This is a genomic window from Anaerobacillus sp. ABA4_114 (assembly GCF_056159065.1).
Genome location: NZ_JBSWUM010000001.1, coordinates 3,440,646 through 3,453,485 on the forward strand (window position 1 = coordinate 3,440,646; position 12,840 = coordinate 3,453,485).

Genomic DNA, 12,840 nt, shown 5'->3' on the forward strand with positions numbered 1-12,840 from the left:
GCTTCCAACAAGTTTTACACTTTATAGCTTTTCGGTAAGTCGTCCATATTTCCTTTTTTCGTAAAGAAAAACTGCTGAGCCTCACTCAGCAGTTTCACACTTACGTATATACTGTTGTATTTACGACACTCGGAATTTTGTTCGCAATAACCTTACCAATTTCGAGTGAAGCGGTCGCAGCCGGTGATGGGGCATTGCACACATGAATCGAGCGCTTGCCTGGAAAGACGAAAAAATCATCGACGAGTTTTCCATCTTTTAAGAGGGCTTGAGCTCGAACACCAGAATGGGTCGGAACCACATCATCTTCCCCGATTTCTGGAACGAGTCGCTGTAGGCTCTTCACAAATGATTTCTTGTGAAAGGAGCGCTTCATCTCTTTCATTCCTTCTTTAAGATTACTAGCTGCCATTCTCCAAAACCCTTCGAACGACAGGACGTCAACCGTATCTTTCATATCGAAAGCCAATTTGTGATAGCCTTCTCTCTTTAAACTAAGAACTGCGTTCGGGCCTGCGTGAATGCCACCGCCCATCATTCTTGTCAGATGTACGCCGAGAAACGGAAACTCTGGATTTGGCACAGGGTAGATCAAATTTTTCACGAGATAGCTTTTCTCTTTTTTCACTTCGTAGTATTCTCCTCTGAACGGCACAATCTTAACATCCGTATACATGCCTGCGAGTTTCGCCATTCGGTCACTATGAAGTCCCGCGCAGTTCACAAGATAACGAGTTTTTAAGGTACCTCGAGTAGTATCTACCACTGCTTCGTTCTCATCTTCCTCGATGCTTGTCACCTTCGTACTTGAAAGGAGGTCGACACCTCGATCTCCTAATAGGTTGGCTAGCTTTTCAGTCACCTTCTGATAATCAACGATCCCTGTAGAAGGAACCCGGATTCCTTCTACACCGTTAACGTGAGGTTCTATTTCTAGTAATTCACTTTTCGATAGTTTCCTAACAGCTAAATCATTCTCAAGGCCGCGCTTGTAAAGGTTGGTTAAGTTTTTTCTCTCCGTATCATCTACTGCGACGATTACTTTACCGCAAACCTCATGCGGAATCCCATACTCCTGGCAAAAATGAACCATCGACTGGCTGCCTTTTCTCGCAAGCTCTGCTTTCAAACTACCTGGCTTATAATAGATTCCAGAATGAATCACACCACTGTTCCTGCCCGTCTGATGGCTTGCCCACTGTTTTTCCTTCTCTACAACTGCCATCCTGGCTTGTGGATACTTTTGATGAAGAGAAAGAGCTGTCGATAATCCGACGATGCCCCCTCCTATAACGAGATAATCATACATCCTCATGTCCCCTTCTTTTATGCAAATCGACCTCGCTGGCGAAGAAGTTCACGATGAAGCGCAGGATTCTCTTCGAACGCTTCTCTTCCGTGAAGCCAGAAATGGTTGTTCAACATCACGAGCTTTCCTTCAGGCAGATCGACACCTTTTGTTTCTGAAGACTTCTCCATCGAGGAAGAAAGATCCTTCAAATAAGTCGCTTCTTCAATGCTTGAAGGATGAACAAATTGATCGATGAAACACATGCAAGGCTCATTGTTCCTTTCATAAAACGTTGTTCGAAATACCTCTTTAATAACGTTTTTACTAGGCGGTGCCTTGTAGACGAGCTTCTGAGTCGCAAGTGGATGATTGTAGAAATGGTCAAGATCTTCCCAGTCATCAAGGTGGAGCAAACGGGATCTTCCTCCGACTGCATGTTCTTCTCCAAACTTCATCATCAGAAGCCAGTCTGTCGCTTCATCAACATACGTGCCATCCGTATGAAGCGTGAACAGACGGTACGCCTGACGCAGGTAAGAATCGCTATCATCCGTATGCTTCACTGAAAATCGAGCATAGTAATTTCCAGACATCGCGTCGAAGTTCGGAATTCCGACAAGGTGGGAAAAAGCAGTAGAGAACTTCACATACTCTTCCGTGTCTTCCGTATACCCACCGACGCCAACCGTAAAGCCACCGGTGGATCGATCGTGAAGGATGCCCCTCACTGTTTTCTGGAAGTTTTCATCAAGCAGCTTAACGAGCTTATCAGTCATAATAAACCGCATATAAGGAATATAATCGAGCTGTTGACTACTGATCGTTTTCACTTCTTCAAAGAACCGCGCCAGCACCTCTCGATCGAGTTCGATCTCGTACATTCGCCCATGATCTAAAGAGGGCTTAATTTCATACCCATTCCCTTTGATCGTCTTTCGTTTCAATTTCGTCTCAATCATTTCGAACCTCTCCCTTTTTAGAAATTAAAAAAAGCCAGCATACGTCTCCCGATAATTCGAGATCGATACACTGGCTTGTAATCACGAGATAGCTCATGTAGGAGCTTTAGTAATTTAAGCAGTATTGTTCTTTTTTCACATTCGCTTTCCTCCGGATTTTGAAAGGGGGATACCTTTCTAAATGGAGGCTTCTCTTTCAGATTACAACAGTTAGAATTTTCCGTCAATGAAAAAGTATTAAGGTTGGTTTTACAACAAGCTAAAAACGCAAAGCTTCTCGCTTTGCGTTCTCAACATGATTATTTCTCTACTCTGTCTCCTTCTTTCTCCCATGCAGCAAAACCACCGCTATAGTTCAAGATATCCTTAAACCCAAGTGATTGTAACAAGCTCGTTCCAATCGCAGAACGTGTACCTGATTGACAATGTACAACGAGCGTTTTATCTTCAGGAATGTCTTCAACTTGATCTTCGATATAACCAAGCATATGATGGCCTGCTCCAGGAATATGGCCTTGGTTATACTCGTTTTCTTTTCGGATATCGACCACATAGACATCTTCTTTTTCATATACATCCTTCAACTCTTCAGTTGAGATGAACGTGTATCCTTCAAGATCATTCCATTGAGATAGAATGTCCGGACTTGCGTACGCTTTGATCTTATCGATTCCGATCGAATGAAGCGATGTTACAACGTCTTCTTTCATATCATCGTTAGCGATCAATACGAGGTCTTTATCGTAGTCGAGCACCCAGCCGGACCAGTTCGTAAATGCTTTATTGTATGGTAAATTGACTGCACCTTCAATATGACCTTCTGCAAAGTCTTTTGCTGGACGAGTATCAACGATCGTTGTGTTTTCTTGCTCAGCAAATGCTTTAAACTCCTCGGCATTGTTGACCTTCTGAAGCTCCTCACCAGATAACACTGCAGGACCTTCCTTATTTACTTTCTTCATGACAGAAAAATACGTCGGTGGTTCTGGCTGTTCATTCAAGAGTTCTTTTCGGAATGTTTCCTCATTCTCTTCCTTCAATGCCCAGTTATTTCGAAGCTCATAGCCGACTGTTGATTGTGGCACCGCACCGAGTGATTTACCGCATGCACTTCCAGCACCGTGTCCTGGCCATACCATAAGAAACTCAGGTAGCTCTTTAAACGTTTGAAGTGATTTGAACATCTCCTTTGCACCGTTTTCAGCTGTTCCTTCTTGTCCAGCTGATTTTTCAAGCAAGTCAGGACGTCCAATATCACCAACAAAGACAAAGTCTCCTGTGAATACACCCATCGGTACGTCTGAGCCTCCGCCACGATCTGTCAGCATGAACGAAATACTTTCAGGAGTATGGCCTGGAGTATGCATTACCTTAAGTTCGATATTTCCTACATTAATGATGGATCCATCTTTCACTAAATCCACATTTAATCCTTGAAGATACTCATACTTTGCGTTTTGATCACCTTCATCAGATAAATACAATTTCACATCATGTTTCTCTGCAAGCTGACGTGCACCAGATACGAAATCAGCATGAATGTGTGTTTCGGCTGCAGCGGCTAAATGGAAGCCTTCTTTTTTTGCTACTTCTATATAAGAGGTCACATCTCGAGCCGGGTCGATCACAAGTGCTTCGCCTGTTCGTTGACAACCGATCAAATAAGAATATTGTGCTAGCTTTTCATCAAAGAATGTGCGTAGATACATTTCGTAACCCTCCAAATACAATGAATAAATTACCCCTATGGGTATGTAAAACCATCATATCTACTCTTTATCTTTTTATCAAGTATATTGTTTTATACCCCCTACACCATTCTCTATAACGTGTCTATATCCTTCTAGGATTACTCATTCTCTATCTATCCGCTCATAACTTAATTGGTTCACGAAACCCTACTAAATAATCGCGAAAACAAAGTAAAAGCATCTTGATTTTAATGCAATTTTACAACTTCTCTTCTCACCATCGTCAAAACAAAGATAAAATTCGCAATAATAGCTCTTTTTTCACCGTGGAAACAAATATCAAATTAGTACTTTAGTCTTACTTAAATACCATATAAAAGAACAATAAAGGTTATTTTTCCATAAAAAGGTGATATAAGTATTACTTTCTTGGCGCATTCTAATGAAAGTTAGAAATCGTTTCCAACCAAGATGAGAGGCTTTTTTTATAATCCACTCTTCTTATGATAGGATACGAATCGGTGCGCACCCTAGAAAATTACACAACAAGGAAGTGACGTTTACGTAATGGAAATTACACACAATCCAAACCTCCTCTGGTTTGTCATCGCGTATGGCATCTTGATGGTCGGTTTAGGAATTTATTTCTCTAAGAAAGTTTCGAGTAGTGAGGACTTTATTCTTGCAGGAAAAGGACTCGGTGCTCTCGTACTAACAGGTACGCTTTTAGCAACATGGACAGGTAGTGGAAGTATTTCAGGTGGAGAAACGTCTATGGCGTATAGCTATGGAATCATCCCAGCCTTCTTAATGGCGGTCCCAACACTTATCGGGATCGGAACGCTATACCTCATCGCTCCACGAATTCGAGCATTCGGTAAATATACTGTTTCTTCTATCCTTGAAGAAAAGTATGGCCAATTCGCTCGTATGCTTGCAGGTATCATTATTATTCTTGCCTATGTAGGTATCGTTTCTTATCAAATGAAAGGCTTTGGATTTATCCTTAATTTAACGACTGGTATTTCAGTTGAACTTGGAACGATCATCGGAGCTGCACTTATCATATTTCTTGCTACGATCGGTGGACTTCGTTCCGTCGCTCCAACAGATGCGATCAGCGCAATCTTAATGGTAGTCGGTCTTGGTGTTACGTTACCGACCATCTTTGTTATTGCTGGTGGTTGGGATGAAATTATTGCAAATGTACCGAGTGACCACCTAACGTTTAGTGGACAACTATCGAATATTCAACTGCTTGGATATTTGCTTCCGTCCCTATTCTTATTACTTGCAGACCAGAACATGTATCAGCGTCTGGCCTCTTCAAGTGGAGATAAATCGTCTAAACGAGCGCAAATCGGATGGCTTGTTGCGATGTTACTCATTTCACCTACAATTGCATTAATTGCATTCGCTTCTCGATCGATCTTCCCTGATATCGATCCGGGAATGGCACTTATGGCCACAACGGTTGCCATGCCGACTGTAGTAGGAGGAATTCTTCTCACAGCAGCTACAGCCTTTATCATTACAACTGGGAACTCGTATCTATTGTCAGCTGCAACAAACGTAACGTATGATATTGTTGGGAAGTACGTGAAAAAGGACGCAACAGATCGTCAGCTGTTAAACATGACTAAATGGTTCATCGTTATTCTCGGTGCTCTAGCTTATGTTATCATCAGCTTTTTCCCAACAGTGCTTTCTGTTCAAATGTATGCTTACACAGTATACGGAGCCGGAATAACTCCTGCTGTACTAGCAGTGTTCTTCTGGAAACGAGTGAATTACTACGGTGGTATTTCTTCCATGATTGCTGGTGTTGCGACAACGCTTGTATGGGAAATCCCACTAGCAAAACCATTTGATCTGAACAGCGTTCTTTTCGCCGTACCGGTCGCAGTAATCGTACTCATCGTCGTTACACTTGCGACTACGAAAAAGAATAAGTAAGAAACAGAAAAGGTTGTGGTCCGAATGAATCAACGTCTAGAAAATTTCTCGAACTGGCTGAAGGAAACAGGACAAACATTCGCATTTGTTCATACGCCATCAAACGTCTTTTATTTATCTGGTTTCCATACAGACCCACATGAACGTTTATTAGGTCTGTTTGTGTTCCCTGATCAGGATCCATTCCTCGTGACACCAGGCATGGAAGTTTCCCAAGCAAGAGATGCAGGTTGGAAGCATGACATCATTGGACATGGAGATGCTGACAACCCTTGGGAGCTCATCCATACTGCACTTAAAGAACGCGGAATAGAAGAAGCTGATCACGTAGCGATTGAAAAAGTGACGCTTGCATATGAGCGTGCTGAGCAAATCATGCAGCGCTATTCTGGAGTAACGTTCACAAGTGCTGAAGAGAAGCTAAATGAGCTTCGTTTAATTAAAGACGATCAAGAATTAAAAGTCCTTCGTGAAGCTGCAGAGCTTGCTGACTTCGGTGTTGAAACTGGGATTAAAGCACTTCGTGAAGGCGTGACTGAGATGGAAGTCCTCGCAACGATCGAATATGAATTAAAGAAGAAAGGCATTCGCGAAATGTCATTCTCCACAATGGTTCTATTCGGTGAAAAAGCTGGACAACCACATGGTAACCCTGGAGATCGGAAGCTTAAAAAAGGCGACCTCGTTTTATTTGATCTTGGTGTTGTTCATAACGGCTATTGCTCTGACATCACTCGAACAGTCGCTTTCCAAGAAGTGAATGAAAAGCAAAAAGAAATCTATGATATCGTGCTTAATGCTCAGCTTGAAACGCTAAACATCTCAAAACCAGGCACTCGCCTAGGTGACCTTGATAAAAAGGCTCGCGAAATTATCACGAACGGTGGATATGGCGATCACTTCCCTCACCGAATCGGACATGGAATCGGAATTGAAGTACACGAGTATCCTTCAATGAGTGAAAACAACGATAATGTTCTTCAAGAAGGCATGACGTACACGATTGAACCTGGTATCTATGTACCAGAAATCGGCGGAGTACGCATCGAGGATGATGTTCTTGTTACACCGAATGGTTATGAAACATTAACGAAATTCCCGAAAGAACTTCAGATCGTAGGTTAATTACACTAAATCCCGTGCTAAAAGTAGCACGGGATTTTCTTATGAAAGTGTATATCCACCATCGATCACTAAGTTGTGACCGTTAATATAGCTTGACGCATCACTTGAAAGAAAGTAGATTGCTTCTGCAATCTCTTCCGGAGTTCCGAAAGCTCCTCTTGGGTGCTTCTTATAAGCCTTTTGAAACGCCTCTTCTGATCCATAAAGCTTTCTCGCAAGTGGTGTATCGATTGGACCTGGTGAGATCGCATTTACTCTTATTTTCCGTCTCGCATACCTGCTAGCCATTGATTTTGTTAACGCGACAACCCCTGCTTTAGCTGCACTATAAGCTGGTAGAGCTGAAGGGTATTTCACACTTCCTACGATTGCAGCGTTGTTGATTATGCTCGATTCTTTTTCAAACAACCGTTCAGCATTGTTCACCATATAGTAAATCGATTTTAAATTAATGTGAAAAAGACGATCCCAGTCTTCATCTGACACACGACTGAGTGGACCGATAGCAACGTCTGCTACACCAGCATTGTTCACTAACACATCTACCTTCTCATACGTCGATTTAAAGTCATCAAAAAACGCTTTAACTTCCGACTCGGCACCAACATCAACTTGATAGTAATCGATCGAGCCTGAAAGTGATTCTGCTTCTTGTTCTAACGAATTTCCACGTTCATCTGATTGCCCTATCCCTACTACTCTAGCTCCTTTTTCTGCAAAGTGGAGTGCGGTTGCTCTCCCTATGCCAGATGTAGCTCCAGTTACGATAACGACTTTATTCATATGATCATCCCTTCCGCTTTACATCAATCATAGAGAGTGAAGTGAAGGGTTACTAGTTTAAAGCGTTTTTCGATGTGCTAAAAACTAGAAAGGGCACGACTCATCATCGAGTCGTGCCTTCATCATAAATAAATTATTTTGTTGCAGCCTGCTGTACTGCTTTGTATGCATCCACATAACCGGCACCAACCTCATGATACTCATAACCAGACATTGGCTCAGCTGTTTGTTCGAGAAGACTAAGTGCTTCATCTGGTGAAAGATCTGATGCAGCTTCTTCCATAAGCGCAATGATTCCAGAAATGTGTGGTGTTGCCATGCTCGTACCACTAGACGTCGTGTAGAACGGAATGTATTCAGGGTCGATATAATTAACGTCTTTTGTAGTACCAAGTGCGTTGATCACAACACCTGTAGAAGATTTCGTTGCAACGATATCAACGCCTGGCGCAGTAATATCAGGATGTAGAAGATTGTCACCAGGTACCCCTCTTGAAGAGAAATCAGCAAGCTGCTTGTCTTTCGTACCAGCGGCTACTGAAATAACCCAAGGTGCAGCTGAGTAAGGATTTAGCGTATCATTTTCTGGCCCTTCATTTCCTGCTGCAAAAGTAACTGTGATCCCATTATCATGAGCCGTTTTACTTGCTACGTTGATCGGAGAATTCGGGTCATACTCACCTGTCGTACCCCAGCTATTACTTACAACATCGATGCCATACTCTTCTTGATGCTCGATTACATAGTTAAAGCTTTCAAGAGCCCATAGAATGCTGATTGCTTCACCAGCACCAATCCCCACTAGTTTCGCATCAGGAGCAACGCCACTGTACAGACCGTCACTCGCTGTGCCATTACCAGCAATCGTTCCAGCTACGTGAGTACCGTGACCAGAGGTCGTATCTGTGTTCGGTACATTTTCAAGATAGAGAGATTCCCCACCGAAAATGCTTCCTCCAACTAACATCTTCACGTTTTGGACCACTTTATCTCCCATCGGAAGATCAGGGTGCGTTGCATCGATTCCGCTATCGATGACTGCAACGGTCGTACCTTTCCCTGTATATCCAAGGTCATTCCAAACCTTTTCAGCACCGATAAGTTTGCGGCTATCTTTCATGAGATAATCTAGTTCTTTGTTTTTATAGATTCCAAGCGCATTCAATCCGCTGTCTAACAGTGAATTAATTTCTAGAGCCGTGCCAGAAACACCTACAACAGGTATTTCACTAAACGTTTTAACCGATAGTCCAAATGACTTCAATTTATCCAACTGCTCAATAGTCGGCATACTGTCATATGTAATGATTGCCTCTACTTCACTAAAGTTTGTAATATTAGCTAATAAATTTGTTAACGCCTGATCCACTTTCAATGAGCTAGCTTCCGCTTGCTTCATCTGCCCCGGTATTAATGTTGCTGCAACCAATAACACAATAAGTGCTATCTTGTTCAAGAATCTCATTGAATACCTCCATCATAAAGTTTTTTTGCACTCCCCTTGAGTGCCTACCTAACATGATAAAGGAGTTCAACCATTCTTTGTATTGGGAAAGTTCAGACTCTTACCCTCTAATTATTGGGTGTATAAAGCTTTTATTTCCCAACAACCTAAACTTTTCCTTTCAATCATAAAAAATACCCCTTATGCATTAGGGGTATTCGTTCATGGGTGGCGCACTATAAATCTAGACTACTGCTGATATTCCATATACCGCTTCATGGAAGTAATGAACTTCAGGTTCTAAACCGTTATCAATAAAAACTTCTTTCATTTGCTCAGAAGACATTCGTTCGTGAATAGGAGGACCCATATCCATCTCGATTTTTTCCCACTCAAGAACGAGCAGCCTTTGACCAGGCTTTAGGATGCGCTTTAATTCCGTAAATGCTTTCGTAAGATTAGGGACTTCGTGAAGAACAAAAGCTACTAGGGCATGATCCGCTACTCGATCCCGCAACTTAATTTCCTCTAGATCACTTACAATGTATTGAATGTTGCTCATATGTGAGCCACGCTCTTTTAGAAGCTCTAGCATCTGCTTTTCGATATCCACAGCATATACCGTTTCTGCTACTTGAGCTAGCGGCAACGTAAAGTAACCATTACCCGCGCCTAAATCGGCTACATGGTCTGTTTCCTTCACTTTCAGAAGCGAGATGACTTGCTCTGGAGATAAGATTTCATGTCGTTTTGGGTCAAGAAGCTTATCTGCCTTACCAGGTTTAAATCGTTTTCCAGTCATAACATCAACCTCCTCAGAATTAGTATACATTAATAAAAGCGCTCACTGCTATAAGGCAGGAACGCTTGTTGGATTTCAATTTATAAATACTCTTCTTGGGGAGCATTTTCTGGTTTAAGCATGTAATACATTGGATAAGCCCTCGTATACCATAGTTGAATCACTGGTCCAAGGAATAAAACGAGTACGGCTGTACCAATTCCTACTGGTCCGCCGATCAATACAGCTAGAGATGCGACAGCGATAGCAACTAATGTTTGTCCCATGCGCAGACTCACATTAAAACGTGCACTGACTGCTAAGAATAATTGATCGACAGGTGCTCTTGGAAACTGCGGCAGGATGTAAATCGCTACACCAAGACCAATCGTGAACATTCCAACTCCAAGTGTTAAAGCTTTTACTACTACTGGTGCTGCTGACAAATCAACAGATGCAAATACGATTTCTAACCAAAAATCAAGAATAAAGCTTTCCATAAACACTGGCAATAGTGCTTTGAACTCAGGATTTTGCTTCATTAACCATCCGTTTAAAAAGATGATTAGAAATTGGAAAACACCATACCAAAAACCGACTGTTAAACCAAAAAGGTCTGAGACTCCAATAAAAAAGGATGTCCAGAACCCAGCTCCGATGGAGGCGTGAATGATTAACGCTACACCAAAGAAGTTTATGAACATACCTAGAAGGTAAACCGTAATACGATAAGCCATTACGATCCCCTCCCTTCCTCTAAGTTTAAAAACTTGATAACAGAGGCTGTCCTTCAAATTTTTTCGAAACCCATTTTATTAGCGATTGAGTTACACGTCAATCAATTTAACCAAAATAAAATATGGTAATAAAAAGAAGCTACCAGTCGAGGTAGCTTGTCGAGAAACCTATGCACATATTCGGTTCTCCCAATGCCGTAGTCGATGACGATCGAATGCTTTCCGCGGACGAACGGCCAAGCCCGAGGTGAAACCCACACCCCGGTCTCGGCCGCCCGTTCTACCGCAGGAGTCCACGATCGTCTCTCCTACTTGAAGAGAATAAATCCAAAACAAACATTCCATCTCAATGGTTTAACAGACAAATATGGGAACTCTGACCTTCCATTTATCCGTCAATTAATTGAAAGTGGAATTCATCAACTACTCTCATCGTAACACCTAGACTTTCTCTACAATCTAAAAAGCTACCAGTTGAGGTAGCTTCTCTAGACTAACTTATAAAATATGTTTTGCTAAAGCCTGTTTAAGCGTGCTATGAGTCTGAACACCTTTAAATTCGATTCCCAGTGATACCATCGTCATCGCAACTTCAGGTCTTATACCTGCTAATATGCCTTTTACTCCGATCATTTTTAGCGAATCGATGATCTTAAAAATGTTATTTGCAACCATCGTATCGACGATGTTTACTCCCGATAAGTCGATAAACAGGTGGGTCAAGTTCATGGATGTTGCTCCCTCAAGAGACTTCTCTAACAGTAGACTCGCACGATACGTATAGATATCTCCGATGATCGGCAGAATCGCAACGCCCTCTAATATAGGTACGATTGGAGTTGATAACTCAAGAAACGATTCTCGAGCCTTATCGATGTTACTTTTATAAGCCTCGACGTACGCTGTACTATATGCATACACCACTCGGTCTAACAAGGGATCGATAATACGAGCTACTTCAAAAATCGTTTTCAACGAAATCCCTTCATCCGTACTGATTTCTTCGATCTTATTCCAGATCGTATTTCGAAAATCAGAAGTGCTTTTTAAAGATTCATCTAGCTCCACTTCCATATGAACTGCTAGTTCTCCAATTTCCTTGCCCCACTCCTCAATACGAGTAATTGTTTCATCATAACCATTTGAAAAAGCGTCTGCAATTAATTGAAATAACTCCATCCGAACCTGTAAGGCCTCTTCTGCTTCACCTTCGTTTAAAGCAAGTTTCTTCGCCAACTCTTGTTTTGAAGCTTCTATCTTTTTCCCTAACAACACTATTTCTTCTTTTAAAATCGTTTCGTTTATAGGCATGTGATGATACCTCCGGATATTAATTAATAAATAAATAAACGAATAGATGACATAAGTTTACATTACCAGGTTTATGAAAAGATAGCACTATAAATCTATTCGAGGGCGAACATCGAATAGGGGCGTATGTACCCTATGAGGTTTTTCATTCACGTTATCATCTCTTTGTGACTTGCATTATTATTTTCACATGTTATACTAGGATTAATTATTGTTGTTCGGAACGTATGATTATTTTAGAATAAGCTCCTTAAGCGACCTTACATCTTGAATCATTATGTAGAGCAGTAATAGTAATATTTGTGCGAATTGCACTGGAGGAATTACACATGAACAAAGGTACAGTTAAATGGTTTAACGCAGAAAAAGGCTTCGGTTTCATCGAAGTTGAAGGTGGAGACGACGTATTCGTACACTTCTCTGCAATTCAAGGTGAAGGTTTCAAAACTCTAGAAGAAGGTCAAACAGTTACTTTCGACACAGAGCAAGGTAACCGCGGACCTCAAGCTACTAACGTTGTTAAAGCGTAACTAGTAGTTATAAGAAAGCTTTCCCAATTTGGGAAAGCTTTTTTTATTTTTAACATTTTAAAAATGCTCTTTATAATGCCGAAATACCCTTCCATAAGAATAGTTAATGAACGATATCCCTTTCCCTCTTTTTTCCTCTTACTTCTATCCGTTTAACAGACAATCATCCATCTTTATTATCATTTCTCAAGAGATTCCGGATTTAAAGCTAGTGCCATTGGTATTTTACTTT

11 protein-coding genes are annotated in these 12,840 nt (G+C 41.5%); 3 read left to right on the forward strand and 8 right to left on the reverse strand.

Features of this window, described 5'->3' with window-relative positions; all coding sequences use genetic code 11:
- Positions 1–100: 100 nt before the first annotated feature.
- The 3 genes from lhgO to ACXAEY_RS17765 form a co-directional block, all read right to left on the reverse strand.
- On the reverse strand, positions 101–1,309 hold the full coding sequence (gene lhgO / locus ACXAEY_RS17755; RefSeq protein WP_474813900.1) for an L-2-hydroxyglutarate oxidase: 1,209 nt from the start codon (positions 1,307–1,309) through the stop codon (positions 101–103).
- Positions 1,310–1,326: 17 nt separating this feature from the next.
- Positions 1,327–2,250, reverse strand: a complete 924-nt coding sequence (glaH, locus tag ACXAEY_RS17760; RefSeq protein ID WP_474813903.1) for a glutarate dioxygenase GlaH — start codon at positions 2,248–2,250, stop codon at positions 1,327–1,329.
- 299 nt (positions 2,251–2,549) lie between these two features.
- Positions 2,550–3,959 carry a rhodanese-like domain-containing protein gene (locus ACXAEY_RS17765; RefSeq protein WP_474813905.1) on the reverse strand — a complete coding sequence of 470 codons (1,410 nt, stop codon included), beginning with the start codon at positions 3,957–3,959 and terminating at the stop codon, positions 2,550–2,552.
- A gap of 549 nt (positions 3,960–4,508) precedes the next feature.
- On the opposite strand from ACXAEY_RS17765, the gene ACXAEY_RS17770 reads away from it, so the two are divergent.
- Complete coding sequence (locus ACXAEY_RS17770; RefSeq protein ID WP_474813907.1) at positions 4,509–5,897, forward strand: sodium:solute symporter family protein; 1,389 nt, start codon at positions 4,509–4,511, stop codon at positions 5,895–5,897.
- A gap of 24 nt (positions 5,898–5,921) precedes the next feature.
- Entirely contained in the window at positions 5,922–7,022 is a 1,101-nt protein-coding gene (locus ACXAEY_RS17775; protein ID WP_270180727.1) for a M24 family metallopeptidase, read from the forward strand.
- A 39-nt stretch (positions 7,023–7,061) separates the two neighbouring features.
- On the opposite strand, the gene ACXAEY_RS17780 is transcribed toward ACXAEY_RS17775, so the two are convergent.
- The 5 genes from ACXAEY_RS17780 to ACXAEY_RS17800 all read right to left on the reverse strand — a co-directional run bounded on the left by ACXAEY_RS17780 (position 7,062) and on the right by ACXAEY_RS17800 (position 12,078).
- Positions 7,062–7,805 carry an SDR family NAD(P)-dependent oxidoreductase gene (locus tag ACXAEY_RS17780; protein ID WP_474813909.1) on the reverse strand — a complete coding sequence of 248 codons (744 nt, stop codon included), beginning with the start codon at positions 7,803–7,805 and terminating at the stop codon, positions 7,062–7,064.
- Positions 7,806–7,938: 133 nt separating this feature from the next.
- On the reverse strand, positions 7,939–9,270 hold the full coding sequence (locus ACXAEY_RS17785; RefSeq protein ID WP_474813911.1) for a S8 family serine peptidase: 1,332 nt from the start codon (positions 9,268–9,270) through the stop codon (positions 7,939–7,941).
- 223 nt (positions 9,271–9,493) lie between these two features.
- Positions 9,494–10,051, reverse strand: a complete 558-nt coding sequence (locus ACXAEY_RS17790) for a class I SAM-dependent methyltransferase (RefSeq protein WP_474813913.1) — start codon at positions 10,049–10,051, stop codon at positions 9,494–9,496.
- A gap of 80 nt (positions 10,052–10,131) precedes the next feature.
- The gene (locus ACXAEY_RS17795; protein ID WP_270180724.1) at positions 10,132–10,767 is read right to left on the reverse strand and encodes a YczE/YyaS/YitT family protein; all 636 of its coding nucleotides are present in this window, start codon (positions 10,765–10,767) and stop codon (positions 10,132–10,134) included.
- Between the two features lie 498 nt (positions 10,768–11,265).
- Positions 11,266–12,078, reverse strand: a complete 813-nt coding sequence (locus ACXAEY_RS17800) for an STAS domain-containing protein (RefSeq protein WP_474813915.1) — start codon at positions 12,076–12,078, stop codon at positions 11,266–11,268.
- 329 nt (positions 12,079–12,407) lie between these two features.
- Between ACXAEY_RS17800 and ACXAEY_RS17805 the strand changes: the two genes are divergently transcribed.
- Positions 12,408–12,608 carry a cold-shock protein gene (locus ACXAEY_RS17805; protein WP_098442444.1) on the forward strand — a complete coding sequence of 67 codons (201 nt, stop codon included), beginning with the start codon at positions 12,408–12,410 and terminating at the stop codon, positions 12,606–12,608.
- Positions 12,609–12,840: the final 232 nt, after the last annotated feature.